13 protein-coding genes are annotated in these 14,751 nt (G+C 70.2%); 7 read left to right on the top strand and 6 right to left on the bottom strand.

Going from position 1 to position 14,751, the window contains the following annotated elements; all coding sequences use genetic code 11:
- The first annotated feature begins 19 nt into the window (after positions 1-19).
- The 6 genes from OO014_RS07760 (at position 20) to OO014_RS07735 (ending at position 5,833) form a co-directional block, all read left to right on the top strand.
- On the top strand, positions 20-529 hold the full coding sequence (locus OO014_RS07760; RefSeq protein ID WP_272461723.1) for a SigE family RNA polymerase sigma factor: 510 nt from the start codon (positions 20-22) through the stop codon (positions 527-529).
- Between the two features lie 26 nt (positions 530-555).
- Positions 556-1,824, top strand: a complete 1,269-nt coding sequence (locus tag OO014_RS07755) for a hypothetical protein (RefSeq protein WP_272461722.1) — start codon at positions 556-558, stop codon at positions 1,822-1,824.
- A gap of 194 nt (positions 1,825-2,018) precedes the next feature.
- Positions 2,019-2,513 (top strand): SigE family RNA polymerase sigma factor, encoded by a 495-nt coding sequence (locus OO014_RS07750; RefSeq protein ID WP_272461721.1) that lies wholly within the window; start codon positions 2,019-2,021, stop codon positions 2,511-2,513.
- A complete protein-coding gene (locus OO014_RS07745; protein WP_272461720.1) occupies positions 2,510-3,805 on the top strand; it encodes a hypothetical protein in 1,296 nt (431 codons plus the stop codon). The genes OO014_RS07750 and OO014_RS07745 overlap by 4 nt, the downstream gene beginning before the upstream one ends.
- A gap of 187 nt (positions 3,806-3,992) precedes the next feature.
- Positions 3,993-4,499, top strand: a complete 507-nt coding sequence (locus tag OO014_RS07740; protein ID WP_272461719.1) for a SigE family RNA polymerase sigma factor — start codon at positions 3,993-3,995, stop codon at positions 4,497-4,499.
- Positions 4,496-5,833 carry a hypothetical protein gene (locus OO014_RS07735; protein ID WP_272461718.1) on the top strand — a complete coding sequence of 446 codons (1,338 nt, stop codon included), beginning with the start codon at positions 4,496-4,498 and terminating at the stop codon, positions 5,831-5,833. Before OO014_RS07740 ends, OO014_RS07735 begins: the two co-directional genes overlap by 4 nt.
- A gap of 303 nt (positions 5,834-6,136) precedes the next feature.
- Here the strand turns inward: OO014_RS07735 and OO014_RS07730 are convergent, their stop codons facing one another.
- The 3 genes from OO014_RS07730 to OO014_RS07720 form a co-directional block, all read right to left on the bottom strand.
- Positions 6,137-7,561, bottom strand: a complete 1,425-nt coding sequence (locus tag OO014_RS07730; RefSeq protein WP_272461717.1) for a metallophosphoesterase — start codon at positions 7,559-7,561, stop codon at positions 6,137-6,139.
- Between the two features lie 68 nt (positions 7,562-7,629).
- Positions 7,630-9,144: an MFS transporter gene (locus OO014_RS07725; RefSeq protein ID WP_272461716.1), complete on the bottom strand. Its 1,515-nt coding sequence runs from the start codon at positions 9,142-9,144 to the stop codon at positions 7,630-7,632.
- Positions 9,141-10,361 (bottom strand): amidohydrolase, encoded by a 1,221-nt coding sequence (locus OO014_RS07720; RefSeq protein WP_272461715.1) that lies wholly within the window; start codon positions 10,359-10,361, stop codon positions 9,141-9,143. Before OO014_RS07720 ends, OO014_RS07725 begins: the two co-directional genes overlap by 4 nt.
- A gap of 137 nt (positions 10,362-10,498) precedes the next feature.
- Between OO014_RS07720 and OO014_RS07715 the strand changes: the two genes are divergently transcribed.
- Positions 10,499-11,527, top strand: coding sequence for an Lrp/AsnC family transcriptional regulator (locus OO014_RS07715; protein WP_272461714.1), 1,029 nt, complete (start codon positions 10,499-10,501; stop codon positions 11,525-11,527).
- 18 nt (positions 11,528-11,545) lie between these two features.
- Here the strand turns inward: OO014_RS07715 and OO014_RS07710 are convergent, their stop codons facing one another.
- Genes OO014_RS07710 through OO014_RS07700 form a run of 3 tightly spaced genes read right to left on the bottom strand, consistent with a single transcriptional unit; the run spans position 11,546 to position 14,662 of the window.
- Positions 11,546-12,406 (bottom strand): carbohydrate ABC transporter permease, encoded by an 861-nt coding sequence (locus tag OO014_RS07710; protein ID WP_272461713.1) that lies wholly within the window; start codon positions 12,404-12,406, stop codon positions 11,546-11,548.
- A gap of 1 nt (position 12,407) precedes the next feature.
- Positions 12,408-13,337: a carbohydrate ABC transporter permease gene (locus OO014_RS07705; RefSeq protein ID WP_272461712.1), complete on the bottom strand. Its 930-nt coding sequence runs from the start codon at positions 13,335-13,337 to the stop codon at positions 12,408-12,410.
- Complete coding sequence (locus OO014_RS07700; RefSeq protein ID WP_272461710.1) at positions 13,334-14,662, bottom strand: ABC transporter substrate-binding protein; 1,329 nt, start codon at positions 14,660-14,662, stop codon at positions 13,334-13,336. Before OO014_RS07700 ends, OO014_RS07705 begins: the two co-directional genes overlap by 4 nt.
- Positions 14,663-14,751: the final 89 nt, after the last annotated feature.

Here is a 14,751-nt window from a genome sequence, read left to right as displayed (position 1 = left end):
AAGGCCGACAATGGGGAAGGTGAAAGGCCCGGGCGAGGACGGGCGTGAGACGGACTTCACCGCCTACGTGCGGGCGAGGCAGGACGGGCTGACCCGCTTCGCCTACCTCGTCTCGGCCGACGCCGAGAGCGCCAAGGACCTGGTCCAGATCGCCTTGACCAAGGCCTACCTGCGCTGGGACCGCATCTGCGAGCTCGAGGCGCCCGACGCCTACATTCGCCGGATCATCATCAACGAGCACCTCTCGTGGTGGCGCAAGGCCTGGCGCCGGCGCGAGGTGACGAGCAGCCCGCTGGTCGAGATCTCCGACCTGGCCGCCACCGACCCGCCCTCCCACGACGCAGAGCTCTGGGCGCACATCGCCCGGCTCCCGCCGATGCAGCGTGCTGCCCTCGTGCTGCGCTACTACGAGGACCTGTCCGAGGCCCAGACCGCAGAGTTCCTCGGCTGCTCGATCGGCTCGGTGAAGACCCACACGAGCCGCGCCATGGACCGACTCCGATCAACCCTCAGGGAGGCGACCGCATGAACCCCGTCGAACGGGAAGATCCGGCCATGGATCCGAGGGAGGTGAAGGTGCTGCTCCTCGACCGGGCCGAACGCGTCCACGTCCACGGCGACTTCACGGCTTCGGCCGTCAGCGGGGCGCGCCGAGTCCGAACGCGGCGCCTGGCCCTCGGCACCGTGGCCGCTGCGCTGGCCGTGGCCGTCCCGTTCGGCGTGGCCCTGCGTGGGTCCGTCGCAGAGCACGCGAACCCCGCGGCGTCCTCACCGCGCGTCTCCGCCACCGCCTTGCCGGCTCCCACCCTGATCACGGCGGTCGTCCACGGCGGTGCGCCGGACGCGCCGATGCCCCTGCCCTACGTCCAAGCCGGCCAGCTGCACCTCAACGGCACCACGGTGCCGCTAAAGCTCGGCCCGGATGCCCGGCTGCTGATGTTCGCCACGTTGAGCACGGGTGGCGTGGCCTACCAGGCCGCCGGCCCGGACCCGGCGGCACCCGAGTTCGACGCCGGCCCGCTGACCTTCCTCGACGCACGCGGCCAGCTGATCGCTCAGTACGACGTGCTGCACACCGACACCGACGGCCCCGGAAACGTCGTCGTCGGGGTCGAACCGGACGGCGAACGGCTCGTCCTCGACGCCTCCGGAAACCTGATCCGCCGCCTGGCGCCGGTCGAGGAACCCACGGTCAAGCAGGTCGCTTCGCTGGGCGGAGACCTGGTCGCCGGGCTCGCCGGGGTCGAGACCGGCCTCTGGGTGGGCAGCCTCACTACGGGCCGGTCGGCCCTCGTCGCCGGCTGGTACCGCGTCGCGGACGTCCGGCACTGGGCCATCGGACTGGCCCTGCACGAGGGCCGCTCCCTCGTGGTCCAGGGCCTGTTCCATCCGACGTCTCGGGACTTCCGCTGCAAGGTGCTGGTCAACTACGTCACCGGCGAGGAGCTGCGGTCCTGGTGCGACGACAGGCACCCCCTCGGCTTCTCCCCCGACGGCACGTGGATGTACGGCGAGTACCTCAACAGCGCGAACGTCTGGGTGGAACGGACCGACGACGGTGGCCGGCTGCTCGAGATCCGGGCGGAGGCCGGGACCACGTTCGCGGGTGAGTTCCCGGCCCCCACCGCCGACGGCACCGAGCTCGTGGTGGTCATGACGGAGGCGGACAGCAGGACAGTGCCCGTCTCGTGCACGGTCCTCACCGGGCAGTGCCGTGTCGTCTCGGACGGCCTCGACGACCCGTCGACCGAGCGCCTCTCGCTGCCGGACAACTGGGGTCGCCAGGACATCTCGAAGTCCCAGCCCGACGCGACGATGCCGTGAGCGACCTCAGGAGACCGTCAGGGTCGCCGCCGCCGTTGCCGGCCCGTAGGTCTCGTCCGGCGCTGCAGCGGTTCGAACGACCACATCGGTGGGCACCGCTCCCCCGGTTGGTCACGTCGACTCGGATCCGCGGACAACCATCAGTGGCGGTGGGAGCGTATGGATGAGGTCCACTCCTTCGACAGGGGAACCACATGGAAACCGCCGATCGCGAGGCCGACTTCACGGCCTACGTCCGGGCGAGGCAACGCCACTTCGTTCGCTTCGCCTACCTGCTGACCGGTGATCCGCACAGCGCCGAGGACCTGGTCCAGAGCGCCTTTGCCAAGGTCTACCGCAAGTGGGGAAGCATCCACGGCTCGCCCGATGCGTACGTACGCCAGACGATGATCAACGAGCACCACAGCTGGTGGCGCCGGACCTGGCGGCACAAGGAGGTCACGGGCAGCGACCTGATCACCTACGCCGACCCCGCCGCCCCGGCCGACCAGTACGCCGACGACGACCTGCGCAACCACATCCGCAACCTGCCGGCGCAGCAGCGCGCAGCGATCATCCTGCGCTACTACGAGGACCTGACCGAGGCGCAGACCGCCGAGGTCCTCGGGATCTCCGTCGGCACCGTCAAGAGCCACACCAGCCGGGCGCTCAACGCCCTGCGCGTCACCATGAAGGAGGTCACGGCATGAGCCCCAACGAGCTGGACCTGCGCCGGACCCTGCACCACGACGCGGAGCGCATCGACGCGACCGGCGACTTCGCCGTCGCGGCGATCGGACTCGAGCGACGTCGCGCCCGTCGTCGCAACACCATGGCTGCCGCTGCCGCCGTCACCGCCCTGGCCGTCGCCACCCCCATCGCGTGGTCGAACCTCGGCACGGACGCACCGCCGACTCCGGCGACGTCGTCCACCGCGCCGGTCTCGCCGACCCCGTCGGCCAGCGACACCGGCACTCCCCCGCCGACGACCGAACCGACTCCGGCCGACACGCGCAAGCCCGGGCCGGCACCCACTGCCGACTCGGATGCCGAGCCGCAGGTGGCCGTCACCCTCGAGAGCGGTCCCGTGACCGGGACCCCCCGGGTGGCCTATGTCCTCGACGGCGTCTTCCACGACGGGGACCGGCGAGTCCGCCTCCCGGTCTCGACCGGACTGCGGGGGGTGGCCCGACTCGCCAATGGGGGTGTCCTCGTCCACACCGCCACCGACGAGGGAGTCTCCACGATGCGCTTCCTCGATGCGTCCGGTGTCGAGGTCGCCAGGGCGGCCGCCCAGGGGCTGGCGGTGAATGCGGACGGCTCCCGGGTCGCGGCCACCGACTCGAAGGGGACCATCCGGATCTATGACGCCCAGGGTGACCAGCGCAACGCCCTGCGAACCGGTGACGAGAACGCCCGCCCGTCGGGGCAGTGGGGCGACATCCTCTACTACGTGACGGTCGACGAGAAGGGCCGCACCTCAACCCGCTCGTGGGACACCACCGGCACGTCCACGGCGGCAGTCGTCGCGGGCAGCTTCGCCGAGCTGCACGAGGGTCGTTCGCTGGCCATCCTGTGGCCCAACCAGGACTACGACCCGGGCAACACCTGCTACGGCATCTTCGACCTCAAGGCCGGGGCGGTGAACCATTGGTCCTGCGGGGAGTTCGCACCAACCCACTTCACTGCCGACGGCTCGATGGTGGTCGGTCCGAACGTTGCAGACGGCCCCGGCTCGAGCAACTTCAAGGTCGCGAGCGCCGACGACGGCGCCATCCTCATGACGGTCGCCGCGCCGGACGGCGCCTGGTCGCCCAGCTGGCGAGGGGCCGGGTCCGCCGACGCGATCGTCGTGGTCCCGGTGAGCAAGCGAGACACCGAGCAGACCATCGCCTCGTGCAGTGTGTCGACGGGCACCTGCTCGACGGACCTCGAGGCCGTGTCGGTCAGCTCCGAGGACTCAGCGATGATGCGCTACCCGATCATGCTCTCCCTCAACTGACCGCAATCGAAAGAGCAGTTCGCGACAACCCACCCAATCGAAAGAGCAGTTCGCGACACGTCGCGAACTGCTCTTTCGATTGGTGGTGAGCCCAGCGGCATACGGCTGCAGGTTGGCTTGCGAGCGCTGCAACCATGGAAGGGGCCACCTGCGTCTTCCAGAGGAGAAAGGTGCCACAGGGGGTGTGATGAGGAGTGACGCCGAGGAGGAGTTCGCGGAGTTCGTCCGCGCACGACAGCACGCCCTGGTCCGCTTCGGCTACCTGCTCACGGGCGACCGCATGGCCGCGGAGGACCTGACGCAGACGGCGCTCGCCCGGCTCTACCTCAAGTGGGACACGATCCGGCAGGCCGGGGCGATGGAGGCATGGGTGCGCAGAGTCATGGTCAACGAGCACACGTCCTGGTGGCGCCGCGCGTGGCGCCGGCGCGAGACCGTCGACTTCGACGCGACCCACCTCGCCGACCGCACGGCTTCCACGGACCCGGGCCCGGTCTCCCCGGACGACAGCCTCTGGCAGCACGTCCTCAGGCTGCCGCCCAGGCAACGAGCCGCGGTCGCGCTGCGCTACTACGAAGACCTGTCCGAGGCCCAGACCGCCGAGGTCCTCGGCTGCTCCATCGGCACCGTGAAGTCCCAGACCCATCGAGCCCTGGCCACCCTGCGCAGCCGCCTTGCCGAGGTGCCGGCATGACCGAGAGATCTCCGGACCAGCAGGGCGGGCGCGACGAGGTCGAGCGGCGACTCGCCGAGACGCTCCACGGCCAGCTCGACGGACTCAACGCCAGCTCGGACCTCACCGCGCCCGCCATCAAGCGCTCCCGACGCCTGCGACGCAACCGCGCGCGGCTGGCCGGCGCCGCGTCCGCCGTGGCGGCGCTCGTCGTGGCTGCGCCGTTCGTCGTCAACGGGCTGCGCGAGAGCGGCCTCACCGGCCCGGGACCCGCACGCTCGACGATCGCGGCGCTGAGCTCCTCCGGCACGACCACGCCCGCGCCCTCCACGACCACGCCCGCGCCCTCCACGACCTCGGTGCCGCCGACGACTCCGGCGCCCACCGTCGACGCCGACGCCGCACCGCTCGCCACGGTTCGTCCGAGCTTCGGTGCCGCTGCCCGCTCCCCCGCGGTCTCCTACGCGCACGGCACGACGGTGCACGACGTCCTGCGGGACCACCAGGCCACGCTGGAGGTCCCCGCGGACTCGCAGATCGGCGCAGTCAACGGGCTCTTCGCAGACGGCTCCGTGCTGGGCACGGTCCTGTCCGATGGGGACTGGGCGGTGGTCATCTGGGACGGGGTGACCGGCGCCGAACGAACTCGCCTGTCCACCGGCACGGTCCTCGCGTTCGACTCGGACCGCACCAGGGCCGCCTACTCCGACAGCTCCGAGCGACTCCACGTCATCGACTCGACCGGCGACGTCGTGGCCACGGCCCCCCGGGCAGGCCTGCTGGCCTCGGGCATCATCGGCGACGTCGTCTTCGCCAACGACATCCGCAGCGAGCAGCGACAGGGCTACACGTGGAACCTGGCGACCGGCGCGCTCAAGCGGTTCGACGGACGGTTCGGGCCGGCTCACTCGGGGGCGGGCCTCGTCGTCTTCCGGCCCACCGACGCCGGGGACGACGCGTGCTTCCGCATCCTCGACGCCACGGCCCAGCTGGCCGTTCGCTGGACGGGCTGCGGCGACTTCTCTCCCGACGCCTTCTCCTCCTCAGGTGGGTTCCTCGTCGGCGGCCTCCGGATCGACGGCGGGGCGCCCTACGACCTCTGGGTGATGCGGTCGAGCGACGGCAAACGGGTCCTCCGGGTCGACGGCAACCCCAGCGGCCTGATGCTCAACGGCCGGGCGGTCAGCGACCGGGACGAGTCCATCACGGTCGTGGCTCAGAACGCCGACCTCGAGGAGGGGCTGGTCGAATGCGCCCTCGACGGCTCCGGGTGCACAGTCGTCGGCGCACCGGAGCCCCTCGACACGAAGACCGCGTCGGGAGTGAGCTCGCCGGTCTGGCAGATCCTCCCCTGAGCACTCGCCCAAGTCGGCGGGCGGGCCCGGAAAGAGCGAGGGCCGCCCCGTCAGCCGGCGACAGGGGGGAACGCCGGAACCGACGGGGCGGCACCATTGGCTCCGAGGGCTGGCCCCGGGCCTCCCGAGTGGTGCAGGTCGCCCCGCTTCCACCGGGTCGGGCCTCGGCGCGCACCCCTCCACGAATGCGCGTCGACGCCCTGGCAACCGTCTCCGAAGAGACGGCCACTACTCGTAAGACGAGTAGTGGCGCTCATCATGACACGAAATCCGGTTGAATCCAGAACTTTCTCTGCACACTTCTCAGCTGTTGGCGCTGCGGATCACGAACGGCGGCTCCACGAGATCGTTCGACGGCGACAGTGCGGTCATCGGGTGCAGCCCCTCGCCGAGGAGGCCGGCGACCGGCGTCACCCGCGCCTCCCGCTCGTCGAGATCGACGAGGAGCAGGTGGGCCTGACCAGACCAGGCAGCCGTGTGAGCCCGCTCGAAGCCCTCCGGGACCCGCTCGTCGAGCTGCCCCGAGGCCCCGGAGACGACGTAGGTGCGACCGTGCACCTCGCTGACCTGGAAGTTGTGCTCGTGTCCCGCCAGCACGAGCCGCACCCCCGCAGCATCGAAGAGGGGCTCGAAGGCCGCACGCATCTCCTCGTCGTTCTCGTGGTCGGGGCCGGCCGTGTAGACCGGGTGGTGCGAGAAGGGGATGACCCACCGCCGCCGTCCCTCTCGGAAGGTCTCTCGCAGCCACTCCTGATGCTGGGGAGCTTGGAAGTAGCGGTGGACCTCCTCGTCCTCGCTGTCGAGCGAGGTGTCGAGGCACACCAGCTCCAGGTCGGCGCCGTAGCGCAGGCGGTAGAACAGCCCGGGTTGCACCGAGGCCGTTTCCAGCCCGTGGTGGAACCGCTCGACGATGTGGAAGTTGTCCTCCATCTGGGCCCGGTCGTCGCTGCTCTCGGAGTCGGCGCTGTCGTGGTTGCCGATCGCGGGGAAGATCGGGATCCTGGCGATGGCCAGGCGGTACGGCTGGAAGAAGCTCGAGTACCAGTCGTCGTCCTCCCCGCCGCCCTCCTGGTCCACGCGTCCCTGCTCGCCCTGGTAGACGTTGTCGCCGAGGGAGAGAGCGAAGCGCACGTCGTGCTCGGTGACCAGCCGGTCCAGGACATCGGCGATGCGCTGCTGTCGCCGGCTCGACTCGGCGTCGGCGCGCATGCCCACGCCGTAGTCACCCATGGCGACGAACCGCAGCGACGGTGTCGGGGCGTCAGGCGCCGGCCAGGTGCGGAAGCGCAGGTCGTAACGGCGGCCCGCCGGTGCGAGGTCATAGCCACCCCGGCTCACCGGGACCCAGTCCCACAGCTCCCCCGCGGCCCACTCCTGATCGTCAACGACGACCCGGTAGCGGTAGTCCGTGTCCGGCTCCAGGCCCTCGACCCACACCCAGGCCCGGTCCTGCGTCGAGGCCTCGGCGACGACGTCTCCGTCGGTCGACAGCACCTGGACGGTGCTGCGGCCGAACGGTTCTGCGCTGGCGCCGATGCAGGTGTGCCGGCCCACCCGGCCCGGCAGCTCCTCGTCGTCGATGATGTCCCAGCGGCCCTGCGGCGTCCGCTCGAAGAAGAACGCCCCCCAGGCCACGAGGGCGCGGTCGTGCGCCACGTCGACGAGGTGGACGAACGGCTCACGGTGGAGGTCCGGTCGGCTCTCCGCATCAGTGAGAGAGGGGGTCATGGCCTGATCATGCCCTGATCCGGCCACGACCCCCTCCCACCCAGCGCGCAGGATCGCGCGTCGCGCGCTCAGTCCTCGTTGTACTTCCGGCCCTTGGGCACGGTGACGAGGATCGACACGATCGAGACGACGACGATCACGAGGTTGAACAGGAAGGTGACGGCGCCGGCCTGACGGACGGCCTCGTTGGTGTGGATGCCCTGCGTGACGAGGAGGTCGCCGACGATGGAGACGCCCGGGCCGAGGAACGACGTGAAGATCGTCAGGGAGATGGCGGCGCCGATCGCGCCACCGAGCGAGGAGGCCATCTTGTAGATGCCGGCACCGGCACCGGCCTGGGCCGGCGGCAGGTTCGACAGGGCCGCGTCGGTGGACGGCGTCGCGTAGAAGGCCAGGCCGATCCCGAAGAGGGTGTACGAGACGATCGCGAGGACCTGGTACTGACCGACCAGGACGTTCGTCGGGATCAGGGCGAGGCAGGCGAGGCCGACGATGCCGGAGCCCCAGAGCATCGGCTTGCGGGGGCCGAAGCGGCGCAGCAGCTTCTCGCCGACCCGGATGAAGGCGATGATCGCCACCGCGTAACCGATGGTGAGCAGGCCGGCTCGCCACGGGTCGAACATCTCGGGCCGAGCGATCTGGAGCATCTGCTGGCTCACGATGAGCAGGCCGATCGTCCCGTTGAGCAGGAAGTTCGAGAGCGTGGCACCCGTGAAGGTGGTGTTCTTGAAGAGGGCGAAGTCGATGAAGGGGACCTCACGAGACCGCTCGATCCGGACGAAGACGACGGCCCCGACCACGGCCACGATTCCCAGGGCGAGCGTCAACGGGCTGCCCCAGCCGATCTGCCGGCCGAAGATGAGCACGATCATCAGGGCGAGCACGGTGACCATGAAGACGGCGAGGCCGGGCAGGTCGAGGCGTCGGTGCGAGCCGGCGTCCGCCTTGCTCTCCGGCGTGCCGCGCATCAGCCAGATCGCGACGAGCGAGACCACGATCGACACGTAGAAGATGACGCGCCAGTCGTAGGCAGAGGCGACGAAGCCGCCGAAGAGCGCCGCGATCCCCGAACCGCCCCAGGACCCGATCGACCACATCGAGACGGCGCGCTGCCGCTGGGGCCCGTCCCAGTAGGTCTTCACCAGCGCCATCGTCGCGGGCATGATGCAGGCGGCCGAGAGACCCTGCAGCGCGCGACCGGTGAGGAGCATGGGCAGCGCGGCCGACCCGCTGGCCAGGGCAAGGAGCAGGGAGCCGACGATGTTGAGGACGTTGCCGGCCATGGCGATCTTGACCCGGCCGATCCGGTCGGCGAGACCGCCGAACACGACGATGAACAGGCCGGAGAAGAGGGCCGTGATGGACACGGCGAGGTTCATCTGGTTGAGACTGACGAGCGGTGTCGCGATGTCGTCGATCGGGCCGCCGTTGATGTCCGTGAGGATCGCCCGGGCGATGGTGCCGACCGTCCCGGCGAAGAGCCAGAAGGTGAGCACCCCCAGGACGATGCCGGTGAGGAGCTTGTCGTTGCCCTGGAACGTGCGTTTCGCTGCGGGGGCTGCCACAGCCTGGGTCGTGCTCACTGGTGGTCCTTTCCAAGGTACGAGAGCGCCGCGACGACGATCGCCTCGGTGCCTGTGTCGAGCGTGGGTTGAATGAGGGGTGCGAAGAACGGGGAGTGGTTCGGGACGCCCTGGCCGGATGGGAAGCCACCCACGCCCCAGTAGGTGTAGGGCGTGCCGAACGCGTCGGGCAGCCGGCTGAAGTCCTCGCTCGCGGGGATCCGGCCGAGCGGCACGACCCGCTCGGGGCCGAAGTGCTCCCGGAAGGCGGTGGTGACGGTCGAGGTGACGTCGGCGTGGTTGTCCGTCAGGGGGAACTGGTCGTAGTACTCGAAGGTGGGCGGTTCGGGGGACCCGGCCGCGGCGCACTCCCCGCGGACGATGCGCTCGACCGCCTCGATGACCTTCGCGCGCACCTCGGTGTCGTAGGCGCGCAGGTTGACGAGCAGGGTCGCTCGGTCGGGGATGACGTTGCTCTTCGAGCCCGCGATGCTCGACCCGACGGTGAGGACGGCGAAGTCGGTCGGGGCGACCTCGCGCGCCACCACGGTCTGGAGCCGCAGGACGATCGAGGCCGCGAGCACGACCGGGTCGACGCCGAGGTGGGGCATCGAGCCGTGTGAGCCCTTGCCGAAGACGGTGATCCGGATGCTGTCGCCCGCGGAGAGGACCGGGCCGGACTGGGTCCCGATGACCCCCGCCTCGTGCGCGAGGACGTGCTGGCCGAAGGCGACGTCCGGGCGGGGGACGAGCGAGGTCAGTCCGGCGTCGACCATCGCCTGCGCGCCCTCGGCGTTCTCCTCGGCCGGCTGGAACACCGCGATGAACGTGCCGGCCCAGGGGCCGGGCTCGGAGGCGAGCAGCTCGACGGCGCCGAGGAGACAGGTGATGTGGGCGTCGTGGCCACACGCGTGCATGAGGCCGACCGTGGCGCCGCTGTCGTCGACGGTGGTGTCGGTCGAGGCATAGGGCAGCCCGGTCTCCTCGGTCACGGGAAGGCCGTCCATGTCGGCGCGGTGGAGGACGACCGGGCCGGGGCCGTTCGACAGGACGCCGACGACGCCACCGCCGACCTCGATCACCTCGCACCCCAGGGCGCAGAGCCTCTCGGCGATGATCGAGCGGGTCCGGGTCTCGTGCAGACTGAGCTCGGGATGGGCGTGCAGGTCGCGGTACAGCTCCTCCTGCCAGTCCCGGGTCGCGGGCAGGTGTCCCAGCACCTGTTCGACCACTGACATGCGGTTTCCTTTCGAAGGGCGGCGGATCTCACCGGGCTGCGCCGCGACGGATCTGGGTGATCCCGGCTCTTGAAGGCTAGAAACGGCGCTACGATCGCGGCGACCGACGAAGAAGATGGCTGAAAGTCAGGCCTGTCATGACGGATCTGGACCTCGACACCGACGATCGGCGCCTGATCGCCGCCCTGCAGGTGCGGCCGCGTGCGTCGTGGACCGAGCTCGCGGCCATCCTCGGGCCGAGCGCCGTGACGCTCGCGCGGCGGTGGGCCCGGCTCTCCGAGGCGGGCGCCGCATGGATCACCGTCGCCCCCAACCTCGGGCCGGGCACGGGCACCCTCGGACTCGGCGTGGCCCTCGTCGAGCTCCGGGTCCCACCGGGCCAGGTCCTGGCCATCGCGGACGAGCTGGCGACGGTGCCGGAGGTGGCCACCATCGACCTCACGGCGGGTGGTCGGGAGCTCGTCCTGACGATCATCGCCGGCGACGAGGACGCCCTCGCGCAGCTCCTCCTGGAGCGGCTCCATCCGCTCGGCCTCGTGCTCTCGGTCCACTCCCACCCCGTGACGCGCACCTACGTCGACGGGAGCAGCTGGCGTCTGCCCGGGCTCGCCGAGGGCGAGCGCAACCGCCTCACTCCGCACCTCGCACCACCGAACCGGGCCCGCATCTCGCCGCTCTTCGAGGCGGTGGCCCGCGAGCTGGCCCGGGACGGGCGGATCTCCGCCGCCGAGCTCGCCGAGCGTCTGGACCTGCGCCCGCGCCGGGCCCGGGACCTCATCGCCGATGTCGTCGGCACGCGTCGTCTACGGTTTCGCACGGAGCTGGCCCGGCGCTACTCGGGCTACCCGCTCTGTACGTGGTACTTCCTCAAGACGCCCGCCTCCCAGCGCGCCAACGTGGCCTCCCGGATCGCAGCGCTGCAGCAGGCCCGCGCCGTGGTCGCGATGGTCGGCCAGTACGACCTCGCCGTCGACGTGTGGACCCGCACGCTCGACGACGTGCAGCGGCTCGAGGCGACCATCGAGGAGCGCATGCCCGGTGTGCACATCGCGGACCGCTCGCTGGTGCTGCGGACGGTCAAGCTGATGGGACGCCTGCTCGACGAGTCCGGCTGCGCCAGCGGTTTCGTCCCGCTCCCGGCCTACCTCAAGGGCGGCGAGATCTGACGTGCGGTCCGGGAGGCGCTACTTGACGGAGCCGCTGGCGAGGCCGGCTCGCCAGTAGCGCTGGAGGCCGAGGAAGAGCGCGACGAGCGGCAGGACGCCGAGCAGGGCGCCTTGCAGGACCGCGCCGTACTGCGGGTTGAAGTAGCTCATCATCCCGTAGAGGCCGAGGGTGACCGGCTTCAGCTCAGGCGAGGTGATCATCATCAGCGGGAGGAGGAAGTTGTTCCACGTCGCGACGAAGATGAAGAGGAAGATCGTCACCATGGCCGGCGCGAGGAGCCGGAGCACGACCGTGAAGAAGGTCCGGGCCTCGCTCGCGCCATCGAGCCGGGCCGCCTCGATGATCTCGTCCGGCACCGACGACTCGACGTAGATCCGGCCGAGGAACACCCCGAACGGGCTGACGCACGACGGGATGATGACGGCCCACGGGGTGTTGACGAGACCCACCCCGTGGAAGACGAGATAGAGCGGCACGGTGAGCAGGGAGATCGGCAGGAGCAGGCCGGCGAGCAGGGCGACCTGCATGGCCCCCTTGCCGGGGATGCGGAACTTGGCGAGCCCGTAGCCGGCGCTGACGGACAGGAGCGTGCCCAGCGCGCCGGCGATGGTGGAGTAGAGGATCGAGTTGGCCACCCACCGCCAGAAGTTGCCCTGCGTCCACGACATCAGCGCGGAGTAGTTCGCCGCGGCATTGTTGGCCGCCGGCAGCAGGCCGCTCGTCGAGAAGAGGTCGGCATTGCTCTTCGTCGACGAGACGACGAGCCAGTAGACCGGGCCGAGGAAGTAGGCCAGCGCGAGGGCGAGCACGAGCCAGGTCAGGACGCGAGCCGCCCGGGAGGGCTGCAACGACGGCGGGACGTCCGCGCGGTTCGACATGTCAGACGGTCTTTCGCTGGAGGAAGGCGTAGCCGGCGGCGAGGAGACCAGCGCCGATCGCCATGACGATCGAGATGGCCGAGGCCGGGCCGGCGCCTGACGGCGAGACCCCGCCGGTCATCGAGTTGTAGGCCATCATCATCGGCGTGTACGCCTTGCCCATCCACGGGTTGACGGCCGCGAGCACGGTCGGCTCGTTGAAGAGCTGGATGGTGCCGATGATCGACAGCAGGACGGCGAGCATCGCGGCGCGGCCGACGAGCGGCACCTTGATGCGCCGCACGACCGCCCACTCGCTGGCTCCGTCGATGCGGGCGGCCTCGTAGAGGTCTCCCGGGATGGCCTGCAGCGCCGCCAGGAAGATGAGCATGTTGTAGCCGGTGAAGGTCCACGTCGTCATGTTGGCCATCGAGCCGAGGATCGTGCCGGGGGCGAAGAAGTCGATCCCCCCGCCGACGGCCTCGAGCGCCTGGTTGATGGGTGACATCCGCGGGCTGTAGATGTAGGTCCACACCAGCGCCGCAACGACCCCGGGGATCGCATAGGGCAGGAAGTAGCCGAGCCGGAAGATCGTGACCCGCCGCACGAGGAGCGAGTCGAGGAGCAGCGCGAGGGCGAGCGCCGCGCCGATCATGACGGGGATCTGGACCGCCCCGAAGAGCAGCACGCGGCCCATCCCGTCCCAGAAGAGCCGGTTGCCGAGGACCTGGGCGTAGTTCTCCGCGCCGACGAAGGTGTCGACGAGCTCCCCACCGCCGTAGAGGCCGCCCCCCGAGGGCTTGGCCCGGTAGAAGGAGGAGCGGATGCTGACGGCGATGGGGATGACGAAGGTGACGAGGAAGAGCAGGGCGAAGGGCGCGACGAACGCGAGGCCGGTCCTGGCCTCGCGCCGCCGCCGGGCACGGTTGTGCCCCTCGTGAGTGATCGTCATCCCGCCACGGGCAGGCCGGCGTCCTTGAGCGACGCCACCGAGGCCTGCTGCGCGGCCGTGAAGATGTCGGCGACCTTGCCCTCGCCCTTGCCGGCCCGGTCCGCGGCCTGCGCCATGTCGGCGCCGATCGCCGGGAAGGTCGGGATGTAGGGGAAGTTCGGATTGAGCGCCTCGTTGGCCTTGGCCAGCTCGGCGAAGACATCCTGCCCGCCGTAGAAGGCCTTGACCGGCTCCGGTGTCGTCATCGCGCCCTTCGCCGCGACGACGAGGCCCTGTGAGACGAGCCCGTCGATCTGGGTGTTGAACCAGTTGTTGAACTCCATCGCCTGGGCCGGCGCCGGGCAGCCCTTGAGGACGACGACGCCGGAGCCACCGTCGGGGCCGGACATCGGTGCGTCACCGAGCTGCGGGAGCTGGGCGACGGCCCACTGGCCCTCGTTGGGGCTGCCTGCCATGTCTCCGGCAAGGAGCGGGGCCTCCCAGGCCGCACCGATCGTGCCGATGAGCTTCTGGTCGGTCAGTGCCTTCTTGAACCCGTCGCCCCACCGGTTCTCGACGATGGCCGACTTCGAGTCGAGCAGCGTCTGCCAGAACGCAGCGACCTTCTGGGTCGCGGCTCCGGAGGCATCGACCTTCCACTGGTCGTTGTCTGCCGAGTACCAGGTCGCCCCGGCCGCCGCGGCCTGGGCGGACAAGGAGTACTGCGCCTCGTCGGGCTGGAAGGCGGCGATGTACTTGCCCTTCTCGGCTGCCTTGGCCGCCGCAGCAGTGAACTCCTCCGCCGTGGTGGGCACCTGCAGGCCGAGCTGATCGAACTCTGCCTTGTTGTAGTAGTAGACGAGGGGCCCACCGTCCTGCGGCAGGCCGACGGCCGTGCCACCCACGGTCATGAGCGTGAAGGCACCCTCGGAGAAGTTCGACCGGTACTTCTCGGCGTCGGTCGTGACATCTTCGAGCAGGCCCCTGGTGAACAGGGACGGCACCTCGGCGTAGCCGGCCTGGGCCAGGCAGGGAGCGGTCCCCGCCTTGATGTCGGCCTCGAGCTTGGTGACCATCTCGGCCGCCTTGCCGTCGAACTTCGTCGCGGTGACCTGGACGTCGGGGTGTTCGGCGTTCCACTTCGCGACGATGTCGGCGACCTTGGTCATCCCCTCCCCGTCGGGCAGCCGGTGGAGGTACTCGATGGAGACCGGGGTGGCCGGGGCCGCCGAGCTCGCCGGTGCCGAGCTGGGGCCGGCCGGGGTCCCGGACGAGCACGCTGCGACGAGGGAGAGCGAGACGGCGGCGGCGAGGGAACCCGTGGTCCGAGCCGTGCGTGAGGACATGAGCGACTCTGCTTTCTGCGACGCCGGCCCTGGCGGGACGGCACTGATCCCGATTCGTTCGGCCAGTGTCCTAACTAAGTTTGCCAAAG

The sequence above is a fragment of the Intrasporangium calvum genome (assembly GCF_028446585.1).
GTDB lineage: Bacteria > Actinomycetota > Actinomycetes > Actinomycetales > Dermatophilaceae > Intrasporangium > Intrasporangium calvum_A.
Note: the sequence above shows the minus strand (reverse complement) of the source record. Positions and strands in the feature narration are given on the sequence as shown.

Coding starts and splice junctions, on each gene's coding strand:
- OO014_RS07755 (WP_272461722.1), top strand. CDS start 556: ATGGATCCGAGGGAGGTGAAGGTGCTGCTCCTCGACCGGGCCGAACGC.
- OO014_RS07750 (WP_272461721.1), top strand. CDS start 2,019: ATGGAAACCGCCGATCGCGAGGCCGACTTCACGGCCTACGTCCGGGCG.
- OO014_RS07745 (WP_272461720.1), top strand. CDS start 2,510: ATGAGCCCCAACGAGCTGGACCTGCGCCGGACCCTGCACCACGACGCG.
- OO014_RS07740 (WP_272461719.1), top strand. CDS start 3,993: ATGAGGAGTGACGCCGAGGAGGAGTTCGCGGAGTTCGTCCGCGCACGA.
- OO014_RS07735 (WP_272461718.1), top strand. CDS start 4,496: ATGACCGAGAGATCTCCGGACCAGCAGGGCGGGCGCGACGAGGTCGAG.
- OO014_RS07730 (WP_272461717.1), bottom strand. CDS start 7,561: ATGACCCCCTCTCTCACTGATGCGGAGAGCCGACCGGACCTCCACCGT.
- OO014_RS07720 (WP_272461715.1), bottom strand. CDS start 10,361: ATGTCAGTGGTCGAACAGGTGCTGGGACACCTGCCCGCGACCCGGGAC.
- OO014_RS07715 (WP_272461714.1), top strand. CDS start 10,499: ATGACGGATCTGGACCTCGACACCGACGATCGGCGCCTGATCGCCGCC.
- OO014_RS07710 (WP_272461713.1), bottom strand. CDS start 12,406: ATGTCGAACCGCGCGGACGTCCCGCCGTCGTTGCAGCCCTCCCGGGCG.
- OO014_RS07705 (WP_272461712.1), bottom strand. CDS start 13,337: ATGACGATCACTCACGAGGGGCACAACCGTGCCCGGCGGCGGCGCGAG.
- OO014_RS07700 (WP_272461710.1), bottom strand. CDS start 14,662: ATGTCCTCACGCACGGCTCGGACCACGGGTTCCCTCGCCGCCGCCGTC.